Origin of the sequence: Nocardia gipuzkoensis (genome assembly GCF_021183645.1) — a bacterium.
GTDB lineage: Bacteria > Actinomycetota > Actinomycetes > Mycobacteriales > Mycobacteriaceae > Nocardia > Nocardia abscessus.
Window position 1 is genome coordinate 3,976,321 of record NZ_CP089225.1, and the last position, 16,801, is coordinate 3,993,121.

Genomic DNA, 16,801 nt, shown 5'->3' on the forward strand with positions numbered 1-16,801 from the left:
GGCGGCCACCGTTCCCATTCGCTTGTCCTCTGGAGGATTCCCCATGCACGTCGGCCTCGGCCTGCCCATTTCCGATCCCGCCGCCCTGCTCGACTGGGCCCGGCGCGCCGACGCGGGCCCGTTCCGCACGCTCGGCCTGCTGGACCGGCTGGTCTACGACAATCCCGAACCGCTCATCGCGCTGGCCACGCTCGCCGGGGCGACCTCTCGCGTCAAGGTCCAGACCGAAGTGCTGCTCGCGCCGCTGCGCGACCCGGTGCTGCTCGCCAAGCAGGTCGCCACGCTGGACCGCATGTCCGGCGGCCGCCTGGTGCTCGGCCTCGGCGTCGGCGGCCGCGCCGACGACCATCTCGCCTCGGGCACCGAGCTGCGTACCCGGGGCCGCCGCCTCGACGAGCAAATCGCGCTCATGCGCCGCCTGTGGTCCGGGCAGCCCTTCAGCGACGAGTGCGGGCCGATCGGCCCCGCGCCGCTGCGCCCGGAAGGACCCGAAATCCTCTTCGGCGGCTTCCAGCCCGCCGCACTCGAACGCGTCGGCCGCTGCGGCGGAGGGTTCCTCGCCGCCGCCCCGCCGTCTTGGGCGGGCAAGCTTTTCGACACCGTGCGCCGTTCCTGGACGGACAACGGCCGATCGGGTGCGCCGAGAATCGTTGCCCAGGTCAATGTGGCCCTCGGCCCCGACGAGGTGATCGAGGACGCCCGCGCATCGATGGGCGCCTACTACGCGTTCAGCGGCTACACCGAAGGCATTCTCGCCGGAATGCTCAGTACCCCCGCGCAGATCCGCACGACCGTCGCCGAATTCGCCGATCTCGGCGTGGACGAGGTGATGTTCTACTGCTACGGCCGCGATGCCGATCAGGTCGACCGGCTCGCCGACGTGCTTTCCTGAGCAACGCCGTAGACCGGGTGCGCGGGTTCGATGTCCGAGCGGTGAGCAGACCGCGATCGGTGGCGGAGGGCCCGCGCCCCTGCTCGACTACCGCGGTGCTGTCGGCCCCCGCAAGCCGTCGCGCTCGTGCGCGGCGGTCAGTGCTTCCCGGCCTGGTCGCCGCTGAGGATGCGCGCACCCGGCACGGGCCCGCTGGCCGTCCGCACGCTGCGGCACACGCCGGCGCCTGCGAGTTCGGCGGCCACCGAGATCGCCGATTCCTCGCTCTCGCAGAGGAACGCGCACGTGGGCCCGGAGCCGGACACCAGCCCGGCCAGCGCGCCCGCGGTCACGCCCGCCCGCAACGTGCGGCGCAGCTCCGGCTTCAGCGACACCGCCGCCGCCTGGAGATCGTTGCCGAGCAGGGGCGCGAGCTGCCGCGGGTCCCCGGAGGCCAGCGCCTGCATCAGCTGCTGCGGCTCGCCGAGCCGAGGCGGGTCGCCGTGCTCGCGCAACCGGTCGAGTTCGGCGAACACCGCGGGCGTGGACAGGCCGCCCTTGGCGAAGGCGAGCACCCAGTGAAACGTATTGCGCGACAGCACCGGCAGCAGGCGCTCGCCGCGACCGGTGCCGAGCGCGGTGCCGCCGTGCAGCGCGAACGGCACGTCGCTGCCGAGTTCGGCGGCCACCGCGCCGAGTTCCTCCCTGGACAAGCTCAGGTCCCACAGCTCGTTCAACCCGACCAGCGCGGCGGCGGCGTCGGCGCTGCCGCCCGCCATGCCCCCCGCCACCGGAATGCCTTTGGCTATGGCGATCTCCACCAGGGGGGCGCGGCCGCCCAGGTGTGCGAGCCGGACCGCCGCCTTCCATACCAGGTTCGTCCGGTCGGTCGGCACTTCCGCGGCGCCCTCTCCGGTGACCCGCACGGCCAGCGAACCCGACGGGGCGATCTCCAGATCGTCGCTCAGGGACAGTGCTTGGAACACCGTGGTCAGGTCGTGGTAGCCGTCGGCACGTAGGTCGCCCACTCCGAGATGGAGGTTCACCTTCGACGGCGCCCGCACGGTCACGGGACTCGGCACTACTGACAGCACGGTGCACAAGCCTAATCGGAGTCGCCGGGCGACGCCGGTCCGTAGCCGGCGCCGAACAGCAGCGGGCGCGGGCGGAGCATTTCCGGCGCGTCAGAGCAGCCCGCCGCCGGTAGCGTCGATCCACTGCCCGGTCACCCACCGCGACTCGTCGGAGGCGAGGAACCCGACCACATCGGCCACGTCCGCGGCCTGACCCACGCGGTTGAGCGGTGACATCGCCGCCACCGCGGCCTGTGTCTCGGCGTTGCGCAGCCAGCCGGCGTTCATATCGGTGTCGATGATGCCCGGCGCCACCGCGTTCACGGTGATGCCGCGTGCGCCGACCTCTTTGGCGAGCACGCTGGTGAAACTGTCGATCGCGGCCTTGGTCATGGTGTACGCGATCAGCTGCGGCATGTACGCGCCGTGGGTCAGCCCGGTGGAGATGTTGACGATCCGGCCGCCGGTGCGCAACCGGTCCAGGCCGAGGCGGGTGACGAAGAAGGGCGCCTTCGCGTTGATCGCGAAGACGCGGTCGAACGCCGCCTCGTCGGTCCCGGCGATCGGCTCCCGGATGCCATCGGTGCCCGCGTTGTTCACCAGGATGTCCAGTCCGTCGGCATGCGCGTCGAAGGCCGCCCACAGCGCCTCGGCATCACCCGGCACGCCCAGTTCGGCGCGGATCGCGAACGCCGCGCCGCCCGCTGCCTCGATCGCGGCGACGGTGGCCTTCGCCGCCTGCTCGTCGGCGTTGTAGTGAACCGCGACGCGCGCGCCGTCGCGCCCCAGCCGTTCGGCTATCGCCCGGCCGATGCCGCGGCTGCTTCCGGTCACCAATGCCGTCTTGCCCGTCAGTGCGCCCATCGCGGGCCCCTTTCTCTAGCGGTCACTACAGAAAGGAAGTTAGCACATTCTCTAGTGGGCGCTATAAAATTGCGGCCATGACCACGACCCGCGGGCGGCCCCGATCCTTCGACCGGGGCGCGGCGCTGGACAAGGCGATGTGGCTGTTCTGGGAGCGCGGGTACGAGGCCACGTCGATCGGTGACCTGACCGCGGCGATGGGTATCGGCGCGCCCAGCCTGTACGCGGCGTTCGGCGACAAGAAGACGTTGTTCGCCGAGGTTGTCGCGAGTTTCGGCGCGCGCTACGGCGGATTCGTCGCGCGGGCGCTCGCCGAGGAGCGCACTGCCGACGCGGCCGTGCGGCGCATCCTGCGCGAGGCGGCGACGGAGTACACCCGGCCGGATTGCCCGCACGGCTGCCTGGTGAACACCGCGGGCGTCAACACCACCACCGCCGAGATCGCGGATCTGCTACGCGACATGCGCAATCGGAACATCGACGCGTTCGCCGCACGCATCCAGGCCGACATCGACGCGGGGATCCTGCCGCACCATCTGGACGCGCGCACACTGGCCCGCTACGTCGGCACGGTGATGCAGGGTATGTCCCAGGCGGCGCGGGACGGCGCGAGCCGGGCCGAATTGGAGCAGGTGGCCGAACTCGCGCTGCGCGGGTGGGGAACCTAGTGCCCCGAGGCCCGTCCGTCCTGTACCACCACCGGCAGGCAGGTGCGCACGAAGTCCGCGCCGAAGCCGGTGAGCACCACGCTGCGATAGATCACCTTGGTGCCGAAGCCGGACCGCTTCAGCATCTCCCGCACCGGTGACTGCGCCTCCAGCAGTTGGTACCGGTTCGGATTGCCGACCGGCTCGCGCGCGTGCTCGACCAAGCCGAGCCTGCGCAGGTTGGTCAGGTACTGCTGGATCCGGTTCGGGAAGCGCAGGCCGGCGTGCTCGCCGATCAGCGTGAGCATCGAGCCGAGGCGTTCGGAGCCGAGTGCGCGCGGGCGCCCGGTGCGGATGTCGATCGAGGGCTGCGGCCCGTCCAGATGCAGGAAACGCAGGATGCGCGCCTCGTCCGGGGTCAGCTCGGCGAGCATGCCCGCGAAGGCCGGGTGGTTGTCGTCCTCGCCGTGCGGGCTGGCCGACAATCGCAGCAGCGCGGCGCCCTGCTCACGCAGCGTCGGTACGGCGTCCTGCGGGGTCGGTTCCGCCGCGACAGGGAGACCGAGCGCTTTGCGCATCGCGTCGCGGACCTCGGACTCGGCCTCGGCCAACACCTCTCGCGGCGGCGCTCCCTCGATGCTGCGCCGCACGACGGTCGAGGTGACGCCGACCGCGGTGCCGACACCCCAGGAGGTCACCCCGGTGACGGCGGTCCACGCGACCCGGGCGACGCCCGTCGCGGCACGCACGGTGGCCACGGGAACCGTTACCCGTCTGGATAATTCGTCGGTGGGAGCGATATCCGAAGCCGGCCGCCGGGCGATCTCCTGCGATGGCTCGGCATTCGCCGCCGCGTCGAGGTGCTCGACGGCCTCGATATCGCCGCCGTCCGGACCCGCTACAGCCATGATGTCGCCACTCCCGTTCCGAAGATCAGGATATGAGCGTATCCGGCGAACAGCCCCAACACGCCGCCATGGACGAAAAGGAGCCATTCGTCCTGCTTGATGGCCGCGCGCAGCATGTCGACGAAGTCCGGCGGTGACAACATCGCCATCTGCCTGGCGATGTATTCGTTGATCTGCCTGCCCTGGCGGACGTTGAACTCCGGGTCGGCGAACGCGATCGGAGCGATCGCCATCGCTTCGCTGGTGAACGTCGATTGCAACGAGTCGTATTCGCGGCTGCCGAGCATGAACTTGACGGCGGGACGCGCCGGGCCGAGGGCTCGGTCGGCGGCGGGCCGCAGCGTGTCCTCCAGCATCTGCATGGTGCGGTCCGAGCGCGGGCCGTTGAGCAACTCGTCACCGATATTCGCCACGGTGATCACCTGGCTGGAAACCAATTCCGCGTAGCCGTCGGTGATTTCGGACTTGCGTTTGATCAGCAGGCCCTGCCGCCACGGAACCCACCACTTCGGATAGGCGGGCGCGAAGATCATATTGATGCCGATCCAGTTGACCACCCAGCCGATGATCACGCCGCCGAGCGGCAGTACGACGAGGCTGGACCATCCGGTCAAGTGCAGGGCGGCGACCAGCACCACGCCCATGGGCGCGCCGAAGTAGAAACCGAAGTTCTGCATGAATCGCAGTTCCTTCGCGCCGAGCACCTGGAACAGCGTGTTGAGCAGATGCGGCCGGGCCTGGAAGTAGCGGATCACCATCTGCTTCACGTCGAGCAGCTGATCGATATTCGCGCCCAATTCCTCGGTCAGCTCGCGCAGGATCTCCGGCAGTTGCTGGCGCACCCGGGCGTGCACCATGTCGCGCACCTGGGCGGGCAGGTTGTACCAGAGCTGCGGATGTTCGCGGCGCAGGATGTCCTCGACGATGTCCTTGATCTGCGCGTCGGCGATGCTCGCCAGATGCTCGGCCAGCTTGTCCGGCTCCAGTTCCCGGTAGAAGTCGGCGACGCTGCCCAGTTTGGCCAGGCCCTTGTCGACCGCGATGCTGGCCATCTTGTCCGCACGGGAGGGGACGATGCCCTGCCAGCCGAATCGGCCGTCGTAGCTCAGCAGGGGAAGAACTTGAATTCGCTTGGGAAGGAACGGATACAGTGCGCGCAGACCGGGAACTCGCACGCCGTGGAAGGCGACCGGCTTGAACAGCATGAGCACGCCGGTCCAGTTGGTGATGTAGCCGATCACGCCGGTGAAAAGCGGTATGGTCACGAGCTCGAGGAGGATCGTGGGGTGGATTCCGAATACGCTCTCTAACACGACACCCTCCTGCCGATACACCGGTGCTCGCCGCCTCACCGGCACCCAAAACTAGCACCCCCTCGGCAAAGAAACCCTATTGTGCGCCGCGTGCCGGTCGGACTGTCCGAGTCAGGCGGTGCGAATGACCCGCGACACAAGGGGAAGTAATCTGTGGAGCGGATTCGTTCCCCCGGCGATATCGGAGAAAACGTGGCAGACGACAGGACCGGACAGGACGTGGCCAGGCCAGGTTCCCGCGCCGTCGAGCGCAGTTCGGATGTCGAACAGCGGCAGATCAGCAACGAGGCCCGGCTGATCCGCGGCGTGTTCCGAGCGGCAGGCCTGGCCGCGGGTACCGTCGTGCGCGGAAGCCAGTGGGCGGTCGGCACGACCTACGAGGTCACCAGGGAGATCACCCAGGCCGCGCTGGACGGGGAGTCCTCGGCCGAGATCGCCGAGCGGACCGGAAACGCGTTGCGCTCTATCGCCCGCAGCGCGCTCGGCGTCACCGAGGGTTCGGTCCGGGAGATCGTCAGCTATGTCCCGACCTCCAACGGCCCCGCCTCGCAGCAGACGCTGCCGGTCGGGTCCTATTTCCGCTCGGCCACCAGCGAGGAACTGCGCCGCCGCGGTGACGCGCTGCTGGCCAGGTCCGCCGATGTCTACTTCACCGAGGACGTGCACCCGGCCTACGACCGCATCCTCGACGAGCTCGCGCCCGACGAGGCGCGCATCCTGCGCTTCATGGCGCTCAACGGCCCGCAACCGTCGGTCGACGTGCGCACCAACCGCCCGCTGGGGATCGGCTCGGAACTGGTGCAGGGCGATCTCACCTCGGTGCCCGAGCAGGCGGGAGTGCGCTACCCGGACCGCGCGCGCTCCTATCTGATCAACCTCAACCGCCTCGGGCTGACGCTGACCTCGGACGATCCGGTGGTGTTGAGCCGGTACATGGTGCTCGAGGTGCAGCCCGTGGTGGAGGCGGCGCTGAAGAAAGCGGGCCGGGCGCCGAAGATCGTGCGCAAGAGTCTCCGGCTGACCGAGTTCGGCGAGGACTTCTGCCGCACCTGCTTCACGATCGGATCCTGACGCCCGAGTTGATCTTCGCCGGAATGTTTCCCTACGCCGTGATAGCAATCTGATACAACTCTCCCAATCCGGCCTCCGGGATGGGATTGTTGAGGGTATGGATCAGCGAACCGGCGGGCAGGGGCGCGGCGACCCAGGGTTGGGCATCGCTGGGCAAGTGCGTAGTGACCAGGGTACGGGCTCCGGTGGTCAGCAGCGCGACGACCCGGAATTCCCCCCGGGCCGGCAAGCGCGCGGTGGGGTGGACATCGATTCCGGCGTACCGGAGCAGGAAGAGCGGGACGTCGATCCGGGCGGTTCGGGGCCGGGGCGCGGCCAGCGGGCGACGCCCACCGGTGAGCGGGAACAGGACGACCGGCGCGCCGGTGGCGGCCGGCTGCGCTTCGACGCGGGACCGATCGACTTCGGCCAGGTGCGCGGCGATCCGCGCCCGGGTGGCGGCCAGGAGCGGGAGGTGGACGACGTCGCGGCGATCTCCCGGCTGAAGTACCGGTACCTGCGCACCCTCGACACCAAATCATGGGATGAGTTCGCGGACACCATGATCCCCGAGGCGACCGCGACCTACAGCGAATATCTCCAGTTCGAATCGCGCGAGGCGTTCATCGCGTTCATGCGCAACACGCTCGGGCCACACGTGATCACCGAGCACCGCTGCGATCACCCCGAGATCGATGTGGACGGCGACAAGGCCGACGGCACCTGGTACCTCGCCGACACGGTCCTCATTCCGGGCCACAACATGCTGCTGCGCGGGGCGGCCTTCTACACCGACCGCTACGTCCGCTGCGACGACGGCCGCTGGCGGATCTCGCACACCGGCTACGAACGCACCTACGAAGTGGTGCTCTCGCTCAGCGACCTGCCCAGCCTGCGCCTGACCTCCAGCCGCTGGGGCCTGATCGCCAAAGAAGACGGCATCTCCTCGGTCGAGCGCGACCCCGGCGCTGCGCCGATGCGGCCGGAGTCCGAGGCCGGCTGACTCAGTCGGCGGTGGCGACCAGGGGCTCCAAGGTGAGCGCCGGGTGCTCCTTCTCGATGTATTGCAGCCGCCATTTGTCGCTGAACAGCGCGAGCAGCGCACCGTCTGAGCGGGTGAACACCTCCACGCCGCGCTGGCGCCCGAGTTCCTCCGCCGACGCGGCATCGGTGCGCCGGGCCAGCGTGTAGCCGAGGTGTTCCATGGTGGTCTCGACGTTGAACTCCGTCAGCATGCGCGCGGTCACCACCTCGAACTGCATCGGGCCGACGGCCGCCAGGACGGGGGAGGCGTCGCCCCGGATGTCGTTGCGCAGCACCTGCACCACACCCTCGGAGTCGAGCTGATCGACGGCCTTGCGGAACTGCTTGTACTTGCCCGCGGTCCGCGCCCGCAGCACGGCGAAATGCTCCGGCGCGAACGACGGGATCGGCGGGAATTCCACCTTCTTGTCCACGAACAGCGTGTGGCCCGGCGCCAAGGCCGTCGCATTCACCAGGCCGACGACGTCGCCCGGGTAGGCGGTGTCCACGGTGGCGCGTTCGCGGCCGAACACGGTCAGCGCGTACTTCGTGGCGAACGGCCGCCCGGTCTGCGCGTGGGTGACCACCATGCCGCGTTCGAACTCGCCGGACACGATCCGCATGAAGGCCAGGCGGTCCCGGTGGGCGGCGTCCATCCCGGCCTGCACCTTGAACACCACCGCGCTGAACGGGTCGGCGGTCTCCCTCGGCTTGCCGTCGACGTCACGCCGCGACCCCGGCGGGGGAGCGAGCGCGACCAGCGTTTCCAGCAGTTGCCGCACGCCGAAGTTCAGCATCGCGGAGGCGTAGATGACCGGTGAGGTCTGCCCGGCGAGGAACAGTTCCTGATCGTGGTCCTGACCGGTGGCCGAGAGCAGCTCGCTCTCCTCCGCGGCGGTGCTCCACGGCTCGCCTTCGCGCGCCTCGGCCGCCTCCGGCGTGAGCGATTCCTCCGGCGCGATGGTCGCCCCGCCCGCGGTGCGGGTGAAGTGGATGTATTCCAGCGGGGCGCCGTCCGGGCCGCGGCGCAGCAGGCCGCGGAAGTCGCCCGCGATGCCGACCGGCAGGAACAGCGGGGTGGGGGTGAGGCCGATCCGCTCATCGATCTCGTCGAGCAGCTCCAGCGGCGCCCGACCGGGCCGGTCCCACTTGTTGATCACGGTGATCACCGGGATGCCGCGGTGCCTGCACACCTGGAACAGCTTCAGGGTCTGCGGCTCGAGGCCCTTGGCGGCATCGATCAGCATCACCGCGGCGTCGACGGCGGTGAGCACCCGGTAGGTGTCCTCGGAGAAATCGGAGTGGCCGGGAGTGTCGACCAGGTTGATCACGTGGTCGACGTCGGAGCCCGCGGCGCGGTAGTTGAACTGCAGCGCGGTGGAGCTGACCGAGATGCCGCGCGCCTTCTCCATCTCCATCCAGTCCGAGACCGTGGACTTGCGCCCGGCCTTGCCGTGGATCGCGCCCGCCTCGGAGATCATCCTGGCGTGCAGGGCGAGCGCCTCGGTGAGCGTGGACTTGCCCGCGTCGGGATGGGAGATCACCGCGAACGTGCGCCGGCGGGCTACCTCGGCGGGTAACCCGCGGGGTGCGGGCGCGACAACACCCTCAGGGGAGGCGCTCAACGCAAGACAACCTTTCGCAGACGACCGATCGGCAACCCCGCCAGCGTACGCGACGCGCCCGAGCGCGAGCCGAACCGCGGGTGACCACCCGATTCAAAGAGCGCTGGTGCGCTGGGGTATGGTGTTCGGGTTGTCTCGGCGAGGGTGACCGCAGACCAAGTTTGCGACACCGTGATCGACGCGGCGCGGCTTCCGGCCGTCCTCGTTCGGTCTTCGCCCCGACGAGTAGACCACCCCGTCAGGTGTGCCGAACCCCTGACGTGTAATTGCCAGCCCGGAAGAGCCGTAGGAGTAGATCCAGTCATGTCCGACGTCAACCTTCTCGAAGCATCCGTACGCACCGAGTTCGGCAAGGGCGCCGCCCGCCGCACCCGTCGTTCGGGCAACGTCCCGGCCGTGCTGTACGGCCACCAGTCCGACCCGCAGCACCTGTCGGTCAACGCCCAGGCTTTCGCCGCCATCCTGCGCGAGCACGGCACCAACGCGGTGCTCAACCTCGTCATCGACGGCAAGAAGCAGCTGGCGCTGACCAAGTCCGTTGTGGTGCACCCGATTCGCCGCTACATCGAGCACGCCGACCTGCTGATCATCAAGCGCGGCGAGAAGGTCACCGCCGACGTGAACGTGACCATCACCGGCGACGCCGCCCCCGGCACCCTGGTCACCCAGGAGGCCACCACCGTCTCCATCGAGGCCGACGCCATGAAGCTGCCCGAGGCCATCGAGGTCTCGGTCGAGGGCGTCGAGGCGGGCACCCAGATCACCGCGGGCGCGCTCGAGCTGCCCGCCGGTGTCACCCTGGCCGCCGATGCCGAGACTCTGATCGTCAACGTCATCGCCGCCCCGGCCGCCGAGCCCACCGAGGGCGAGGCAGCGGCCGAGGCCGAGGGCGAGAGCGCTGAGTAGCACCGAATCGTCCGCCGGGCCCGCGCTCGTCGTCGGACTGGGTAACCCCGGTCCCGAGTACGAGCGCACCCGGCACAATGTCGGTTTCCTGGTCGCCGACGTGCTCGCCGAGCGCGTCGGCGGCCGTTTCGGTGTGCACAAGAAGTCCGGCGCCGACCTGCTGCAAGCGCGGCTGGACGGGCGCCAGGTGCTGATCGCCAAGCCGCGATCCTTCATGAACGTGTCCGGCAGGCCGGTGGCCGTGCTGGCGAAGTTCTTCTCGGTGCCGCCGACCGAGGTGATCGTCGTGCACGACGAACTCGACCTGCCGTTCGGCGCGATCCGGCTCAAGCGCGGTGGCGGTGAGGGCGGGCACAATGGCCTCCGCTCGGTCTCCAGCGCACTGACCACCAAGGACTATCTGCGCACCCGCATCGGCATCGGCCGCCCGCCGGGCCGCCAGGACCCGGCCGACTACGTGCTGAAACCGTTCTCGGCGCCGGAGCGCAAAGAGGTCCCGGTGATCGTCGAGCAGGCCGCCGACGCGGTGGAGCTGCTGCTGCGCGTCGGGCTGGAGACCGCGCAGAACCAATTGCACTGAGCCGCGCGCGGCGCGCCGGGACGATCAGCCCCGGGGCAGATGCATCGCGGTCGCGGCCCTGCGCAGTTTGCCGGAGGAGGTCTTCGGCAGTGCGCCCGGCCCGAGCACGGCGACGGTGCGTGGCCGCGCGCCGACCTCCGCGAACACCGCGTGCACGATCTCGCGCTCGATGCGCTTGACCTCCTCGTGGTTCTGGTGGCTGCCGCTTTCCACCACCACGGCGAAACTCTCCCGCTTCTGGCCCGCGTCCAGCCGCACCGCCACCGCGTTGCCGGGGCGGACACCGTCCACCCTGGTCGCCGCGCGCTCGATGTCGGTGGGGTAGATGTTGCGGCCGCCCATGATGATGACGTCCTTCATCCGGCCGCACACCACGATCAGTCCCTCGTCGGTGAAGTAGCCGATGTCGCCGGTGTCCAGCCAGCCCTCGTTGTCCTGGGCGGGCTGGAACCCGTCCATCGTCACGTACCCGGAAGTTACGGCGGGACCGCGCAATTCGATCACGCCGACCGACCGGGTCGGCAGCGGTTGCCGTTCGCTGTCGACGATCCGGCCCTCCAGTTGGTCGACCAGGTAGCCGAGGGTGGGCAACCGGCGGATGTTGGCGGGGTGGCCGTGCTCCTCCGGCACGGGCACCGCCTTGCCGAGCGCCTCGAGCAGATCGGCATCGATCACGTCGAGCACCTGACCATGGCCGGGATCCGGGATGGCCACCGCGAGCGTGGTCTCGGCCATGCCGTAGACCGGCGTGAGCGCCATGGGATTGAGGCCGAAGCGCTTCCCGGCCGCGGCCAAGGCATCCATGGTGTCCGGGTCTACCGGTTCGGCGCCGTTCCACATGTAGCGCACGCTGCTGAGGTCGAACGCGCCGTCGTCGGCCTGCCGCAGCCGCCTGGCCAGCAGAGAGTAGGCGAAATTGGGTGCGGCGGTGACGGTTCCGCGGTACTTGCTGATCAGCTCGGCCCACAGCAGCGGTCTGGTGAGGAAGTCCAGCGGCGTCACGCATACCACTTCAGCGCCGAATTGCATGGGGACACTGAGGAATCCGACCATGCCCATGTCGTGGAACAGGGGCAGCCAGCTGACCATCACGTCGTCGTCGAGCTGGAATTTCACCCGGTCGAACATGGCATGGGCGTTGACGAAGAAGTTCTCGTGCGTGATCCGCACCGCCTTGGGCGAACCGGTCGAACCGGAAGTCAACTGCTGCAAGGCGATATCGCCCTCGGCGGTGGGCACCGGATCGATGCCGGGGCCGTCGGGCAGCTGGTCGATGCGCACCACGGTGATGCCGCGTTCGCGCAGCAGCGGCTCGGCCGCCTCGAACGGCGCGCCCAGCACGACCGCGCGCGCTTCGATCATGGTCAGCACGGTCTCGGTGTCGCGCGCCCAGACCACCAGGTCGGTGCGCGGTGTCGGCTGGTGCAGCATGGTGATCGACGCGCCGCGCATCCAGACGGCCTGGCAGGCCGGGGCGATGTCGACCGGCAAGCCCGCGAGCACGCCGACCGCGTCGCCGTGACCGATGCCCGCTTCGGCCAGCCCGCCCGCCATCCGTCGAGCGATATGGTGGATTTCGGCCCAGGTGCGACGCAAGGGGGCGCTCGGCTCGCCGGTCACCAGTCCGCGCTGGGAGGTCCGCGCCGTGGCATACATCTCGTCGGTGAACCTGCTCAATGTTCATCTCCTAACCACCAGCTGTCGCCGGGAATCGGCCTCCCCCAACTATCCCGCCATCGCGCTGCCGCGTTAACCCCCTTTCTGGGGGCGCAGGTCAGCGCCGGGACGTGGGCGTCCGAAAGGTAGCCGCGTAGCGATCGACATAGTGACGGCCCGAGCGCGCGGCCATCTCGCGCATCAGCTCGTCGGTGGCGGCGCGCACCAGATGGCGCTGCTCGGTCGCCGGGTAGCGGCGCGGGGCCCCGAACTCGATGCGCACCTTGCCGAAGCGCGGCAGACGGCTGCCGCGCGGGTTCACCCGGTCGGTGCCCGCGAGCGTCACCGGAACGACCGGCGCGCCGGTGGCCATGGCGACCCGCAAGGTGCCGGTGCGGCCGCGATAGATCCGCCCATCCGGGGATCGGGTGCCCTCGGGATGAACGGCCCAGACGCCGCCCGCCGCCAGGATGCGGGTAGCGGCGGCGAGCGCGTCGGCGGCCGCGCTGCCGCCGGTCCGATCGACCGGGACCTGTCCGGAGACCGAGTAGAACCACCGGTTGAACCGGCCGCGCGGGCCTTTACCGGTGAAGTACTCCTGTTTCGCCAAGAACGTCACGCGTCGCGGGACGACCAGCGCGAGATACAGCGAATCGATCACGGCGAGGTGATTGGCCGCGATGATGACCGGCCCGGTGCGCGGAATGTTGTCCAGCCCGGTAACTGCGGGTCTGCCGAGCAGCCGCAGCGCCGGGCCGAGCAAGACGTACTTGAACAGCTGATACCACACGGGAACCTCCAGGCGACGAGTGCGTAGACACTGTCTACCCGATTTCGTAGACAGTGTCTACGTCAGCGTGACGTGGCGGTCCCGGCCGTAGACAATGCCTGCATGGTGGAGAGCGAATCGCTGCGGGACCGACTGGTCGACGCCGGCGTCGACCTGCTCGAAGAGGTCGGTGCGGCGCAACTGGGACTGCGGGCGATCACCCGGGCCGCGGGCGTCTCACACGGTGCGCCGCGGCGGCACTTCCCGACCCACCGCGCACTGCTGGCCGCCGTCGCGGCGCGCGGGTTCGCCGACCTCACCGGCCGGTTCGCCGAGGCGGACGCCGGGTCCGCGCGCGAGCGGCTCGCACGGATGAGCGCCGAGTACATCGAGTTCGCTGGGCACCGGCCGGAGATGTTCAGCCTGATGTTCCGGCACGACCTGCTGGAGGGCTCCGGCGAGAATCTGCGGTCGGTCACCCTGCCGCTGTTCGCGCGCTTCGCCGACCTGGTCGGTGCGGCGGCGACCTCCGGCGCGATCGATCCGCGCGCTCGCGCCCTCGCCCTGTGGACCAATCTGCACGGCATCGCCACCGTGCGGGCCAATCGCAGCTTGCGTCTGGTCGAACCGGGTGTCGATGTGGCGGCTCTGGTGGCCAGGGCACTCGAAGTGCACCTGGCCTGAACCGCTGACCGGTGGGGTTTCCTCGTCCGCCGCTCAGGCTCGCAGTGCTGCCACCGCGGCGACGAATCGGTCGAGTTCGTCGAAGCCGACGAAGCAGTGTGGCGAGGCGCGCACGACCGACCGCAGACCGCGCCCGGTCATGTCCAGCAGGGTCGAACCGGCGTGGCTGACGGTGACCGTGATGTCCTGCGCCAGCAACCGGTCGCGCACCTCGACGGAGTCGACGCCGTCGACGGTGAAGGACACGATGCCGCTGTGCCGGATGCCGAGGTCGCGCACCGTCACGCCGGGAATCTCCGGCAGCGCCTTGCGCAGGTGTTCGGCGCGCGCCGCGATCGCCGCGTAGACCTCGTGCGGACCCAGCTCCAGCAGGTATCGCACCGCCGCGCCCAAGCCGAGGCGGCCCGCGACGTCGCATTCCCAGAACTCGAAGCGGCTGGCATCGGGCGCGAGCCGGTAATCGTCGGGGCCGGTCCATTCCGCACCGTGCAGGTCAAGGCGCGCGGGTTCCATCGAGCGCGCCAATTCCGGCCGCAGGTACAGGAACCCGGTGCCGCGCGGGCCGCGCAGCCACTTGCGGCCGGTCGCCGACAGCGCGTCCACGCCGAGTTCGGCCACGTCGATGGGCAGCTGTCCGGCCGACTGGCAGGCGTCCAGCAGCACCAGCGCGCCGACCGAATGCGCGATCCTGGTCGCCTCGGCGGCCGGGTTCACCAGCCCGCCATTGGTCGGCGCGTGCAGCACCGAGACCAGCTTGACCCGCTCGTCCACCAGCGCGGCCAGCGCGTCGAGATCGATCTGCCCGCTGCCGTCACTGGGGATCTTCTGCACCGTGGCGCCGGTGGCGCGGGCGCGCTGCAAGGCGGCGATGGCATTGCTGGCGTAGTCGGCCTCGGAGACCAGGATGCGGTCGCCCGCGGCGAGCGGGACCGAGTAGAAGAAGTCCGCCCAGGAGCGGGTGGCGCTGTCGCTGAGCGCGATGTTCTCCGGCGCGGCGTTGATCAGCGCGCCGATCGCGGTCTTGACCGCGGCCAGGTCATCGAGCCGCTCGTTCGCCGCGCGATAGCCGCCGATCTCCGATTCCCGCCGCAGATGCGCGACGACGGTGTCGGTGACGACCCGCGGCGGAAGCGACGATCCGGCGCTGTCGAGGAAAACGGGGCCGGGTCCCGGCCCGGATGCGCACCCGGGCGTGTCGGCTCGTACGCGATCGTCATCCAGCATGCAGCCGACCTTATCCGGTGGAATGTTCGGCTTCATGTCGGTTTCTTGTCGGGATGCGTGGCTACGCTGGATGGGTCGCCGCATGCGATTTCGGCCGGGGAGTGGAATAACGCCGCGCCGAACGGCGACAACCGAACAGCAGCGGACTATGTCCCGGACGCCTACTGGAGGTTGGCATGGCGGTCACGCTCGAAAGTCCTGAGTCGGCCGGTTGTGCCACCGAGCAGGGGGAACTGTCCTCCCGAGCGGCGGCGGAGGCGTATATCGGCGGGGTGTGTTTCAAGCTCGGACCACCCGCCTTGATCGGCGCCGAACTGGAGTGGCTCACGGTGCACGGTGAGTGTTCGGCGTCCGGTCCCGCGGCCGCTCCGCGCCCCCAGCTGTCCGCCTTGGCGGACGCGCTCGGACCGTACGCACCACGGTCCATCGCCCCCGATTCACCGGCGCTCGCTCTGCCGGGGGGCAGCCGGGTCACTCTCGAACCCGGTGGTCAGATCGAACTCTCCAGCGCTCCCTACGACGCTGCCGCGCAGCTGTGTGATCGGCTGCGCGATGATGCCCGCCTGTTGCGGGAACTCCTCGAATCCCGGTCCATCCGTCCGGTTTCGGTCGCCGCGGACGCCGACCGCCGCCCCAAACGCGTGCTCCAGCTCCCGCGCTACCGCGCGATGGAACGAGCCTTCGGCGGCATCGGGCCGTTCGGCAAGCTGATGATGTGCAATACCGCGGCCACCCAGGTCAGCGTGGACGCGGGCGCCGACCACGCGGACGTCACCGCACGCTGGACCGCACTGTACGCCGTGGGCCCCGCGCTGGTGGCCGCCTTCGCCTGTTCCCCCGCCCTGCGTGGCGCGCCGCCCGGAACCTGGGCGTCCCAGCGCATGCGAGCCTGGCTGCGCCTGGACAACACCCGAACCCGCCCGCCGGTGCTCGACTGGGCCGACCCGGTGGCCGCGTACGGCAAGTGGGCGCTGGACGTGCCGCTGCTGTGCGTGCGCCGGCCCGAAGGGGCCGCGGCACCCGGTGACGGCCACGGGGAGGGATGGTTCGCGCCGCCCGGCGCGACATTCGCCGACTGGCTGTCCGGCGCTCTGGACGACGAGGTGGGCCGCCGCCCCGATATCGGCGATCTCGACTATCACCTGACCACGCTGTTCCCGCCGGTGCGCGCCTCGGGCCACCTGGAAGTCCGCTACATCGACGCACAGCCCGGCGACGGGTGGACCGTCCCGGTGCACGTGATCGACGCGCTCATGTCCAGCCCCGCGGTGGTCGCGGAGGCGAACGCGATCGCCGCGCCGCTGGCCGGGCGCTGGGTCGACGCCGCCCGCTACGGATTGGCCGACCCGGATCTGCGGGCCGCCGCCGTCGCGCTGCTGCGGCTCGCGGCCGCGCACACCGCGACCGACGAGGCCGCCCGCGCCGTCGAATCCGCCGCCGAACGATGTCGGCGTGGTCACACCCCGGACGAGGAGGACGCCGAGCACGGCCTCGACGCGCAGCCTCCGGGAGCCGCCACGTGACCAGGAACCAGCCGCGCTTCCCCGCCGGCGCCCCGGTCGACCAGGCCGGCGTGTGCCGAATCGCCCGCAGCCGCACCGAGACCCG

The 16,801-nt window shown here is 69.9% G+C and carries 16 protein-coding genes; 8 read left to right on the forward strand and 8 right to left on the reverse strand.

Going from position 1 to position 16,801, the window contains the following annotated elements:
- The first annotated feature begins 43 nt into the window (after positions 1-43).
- Positions 44-892, forward strand: coding sequence for an LLM class flavin-dependent oxidoreductase (locus tag LTT66_RS17620; protein WP_233068818.1), 849 nt, complete (start codon positions 44-46; stop codon positions 890-892).
- Between the two features lie 137 nt (positions 893-1,029).
- Here LTT66_RS17620 and LTT66_RS17625 read toward each other — a convergent pair whose 3' ends face one another.
- Both LTT66_RS17625 and LTT66_RS17630 read right to left on the reverse strand, forming a co-directional pair.
- The gene (locus tag LTT66_RS17625; RefSeq protein WP_233068820.1) at positions 1,030-1,965 is read right to left on the reverse strand and encodes a 4-(cytidine 5'-diphospho)-2-C-methyl-D-erythritol kinase; all 936 of its coding nucleotides are present in this window, start codon (positions 1,963-1,965) and stop codon (positions 1,030-1,032) included.
- A gap of 90 nt (positions 1,966-2,055) precedes the next feature.
- Positions 2,056-2,808 (reverse strand): SDR family oxidoreductase, encoded by a 753-nt coding sequence (locus LTT66_RS17630; protein ID WP_233068822.1) that lies wholly within the window; start codon positions 2,806-2,808, stop codon positions 2,056-2,058.
- 77 nt (positions 2,809-2,885) lie between these two features.
- Here LTT66_RS17630 and LTT66_RS17635 point away from each other — a divergent pair, with 77 nt between their 5' ends.
- Positions 2,886-3,476 (forward strand): TetR/AcrR family transcriptional regulator, encoded by a 591-nt coding sequence (locus LTT66_RS17635; protein WP_233068825.1) that lies wholly within the window; start codon positions 2,886-2,888, stop codon positions 3,474-3,476.
- Here LTT66_RS17635 and LTT66_RS17640 read toward each other — a convergent pair.
- Both LTT66_RS17640 and LTT66_RS17645 read right to left on the reverse strand, forming a co-directional pair.
- Complete coding sequence (locus LTT66_RS17640; protein WP_233068827.1) at positions 3,473-4,363, reverse strand: Abi-alpha family protein; 891 nt, start codon at positions 4,361-4,363, stop codon at positions 3,473-3,475. The genes LTT66_RS17635 and LTT66_RS17640 overlap by 4 nt on opposite strands.
- Entirely contained in the window at positions 4,354-5,676 is a 1,323-nt protein-coding gene (locus LTT66_RS17645; RefSeq protein WP_195067752.1) for a hypothetical protein, read from the reverse strand. Before LTT66_RS17645 ends, LTT66_RS17640 begins: the two co-directional genes overlap by 10 nt.
- Before the next feature lie 192 nt (positions 5,677-5,868).
- On the opposite strand from LTT66_RS17645, the gene LTT66_RS17650 reads away from it, so the two are divergent.
- Complete coding sequence (locus tag LTT66_RS17650) at positions 5,869-6,747, forward strand: Abi-alpha family protein (protein WP_233068828.1); 879 nt, start codon at positions 5,869-5,871, stop codon at positions 6,745-6,747.
- A 454-nt stretch (positions 6,748-7,201) separates the two neighbouring features.
- Positions 7,202-7,729, forward strand: a complete 528-nt coding sequence (locus tag LTT66_RS17655; RefSeq protein WP_181719519.1) for a nuclear transport factor 2 family protein — start codon at positions 7,202-7,204, stop codon at positions 7,727-7,729.
- Between the two features lies 1 nt (position 7,730).
- Here LTT66_RS17655 and LTT66_RS17660 read toward each other — a convergent pair whose 3' ends face one another.
- The gene (locus LTT66_RS17660; protein ID WP_195094975.1) at positions 7,731-9,374 is read right to left on the reverse strand and encodes a peptide chain release factor 3; all 1,644 of its coding nucleotides are present in this window, start codon (positions 9,372-9,374) and stop codon (positions 7,731-7,733) included.
- Positions 9,375-9,677: 303 nt separating this feature from the next.
- Here LTT66_RS17660 and LTT66_RS17665 point away from each other — a divergent pair, with 303 nt between their 5' ends.
- On the forward strand, positions 9,678-10,280 hold the full coding sequence (locus LTT66_RS17665; protein ID WP_233068829.1) for a 50S ribosomal protein L25/general stress protein Ctc: 603 nt from the start codon (positions 9,678-9,680) through the stop codon (positions 10,278-10,280).
- Positions 10,273-10,860: an aminoacyl-tRNA hydrolase gene (gene pth, locus LTT66_RS17670; protein WP_233069303.1), complete on the forward strand. Its 588-nt coding sequence runs from the start codon at positions 10,273-10,275 to the stop codon at positions 10,858-10,860. The genes LTT66_RS17665 and pth overlap by 8 nt, the downstream gene beginning before the upstream one ends.
- 24 nt (positions 10,861-10,884) lie before the next feature.
- Here pth and LTT66_RS17675 read toward each other — a convergent pair whose 3' ends face one another.
- Positions 10,885-12,537 carry a fatty acyl-AMP ligase gene (locus LTT66_RS17675; RefSeq protein ID WP_233068830.1) on the reverse strand — a complete coding sequence of 551 codons (1,653 nt, stop codon included), beginning with the start codon at positions 12,535-12,537 and terminating at the stop codon, positions 10,885-10,887.
- Between the two features lie 97 nt (positions 12,538-12,634).
- Positions 12,635-13,306 (reverse strand): lysophospholipid acyltransferase family protein, encoded by a 672-nt coding sequence (locus LTT66_RS17680; protein ID WP_233068831.1) that lies wholly within the window; start codon positions 13,304-13,306, stop codon positions 12,635-12,637.
- A gap of 102 nt (positions 13,307-13,408) precedes the next feature.
- Between LTT66_RS17680 and LTT66_RS17685 the strand changes: the two genes are divergently transcribed.
- On the forward strand, positions 13,409-13,969 hold the full coding sequence (locus LTT66_RS17685) for a TetR/AcrR family transcriptional regulator (RefSeq protein WP_233068832.1): 561 nt from the start codon (positions 13,409-13,411) through the stop codon (positions 13,967-13,969).
- A gap of 33 nt (positions 13,970-14,002) precedes the next feature.
- Here the strand turns inward: LTT66_RS17685 and LTT66_RS17690 are convergent, their stop codons facing one another.
- Positions 14,003-15,193, reverse strand: coding sequence for an aminotransferase class V-fold PLP-dependent enzyme (locus tag LTT66_RS17690; RefSeq protein WP_233068833.1), 1,191 nt, complete (start codon positions 15,191-15,193; stop codon positions 14,003-14,005).
- A 176-nt stretch (positions 15,194-15,369) separates the two neighbouring features.
- Between LTT66_RS17690 and egtA the strand changes: the two genes are divergently transcribed.
- Complete coding sequence (egtA, locus tag LTT66_RS17695) at positions 15,370-16,716, forward strand: ergothioneine biosynthesis glutamate--cysteine ligase EgtA (protein ID WP_233068834.1); 1,347 nt, start codon at positions 15,370-15,372, stop codon at positions 16,714-16,716.
- Positions 16,717-16,801 lie beyond the last annotated feature (85 nt).

Coding starts and splice junctions, on each gene's coding strand:
- egtA (WP_233068834.1), top strand. CDS start 15,370: ATGGCGGTCACGCTCGAAAGTCCTGAGTCGGCCGGTTGTGCCACCGAG.
- LTT66_RS17635 (WP_233068825.1), top strand. CDS start 2,886: ATGACCACGACCCGCGGGCGGCCCCGATCCTTCGACCGGGGCGCGGCG.
- LTT66_RS17630 (WP_233068822.1), bottom strand. CDS start 2,808: ATGGGCGCACTGACGGGCAAGACGGCATTGGTGACCGGAAGCAGCCGC.
- LTT66_RS17620 (WP_233068818.1), top strand. CDS start 44: ATGCACGTCGGCCTCGGCCTGCCCATTTCCGATCCCGCCGCCCTGCTC.
- LTT66_RS17685 (WP_233068832.1), top strand. CDS start 13,409: ATGGTGGAGAGCGAATCGCTGCGGGACCGACTGGTCGACGCCGGCGTC.
- LTT66_RS17640 (WP_233068827.1), bottom strand. CDS start 4,363: ATGGCTGTAGCGGGTCCGGACGGCGGCGATATCGAGGCCGTCGAGCAC.
- LTT66_RS17665 (WP_233068829.1), top strand. CDS start 9,678: ATGTCCGACGTCAACCTTCTCGAAGCATCCGTACGCACCGAGTTCGGC.
- LTT66_RS17690 (WP_233068833.1), bottom strand. CDS start 15,193: ATGCTGGATGACGATCGCGTACGAGCCGACACGCCCGGGTGCGCATCC.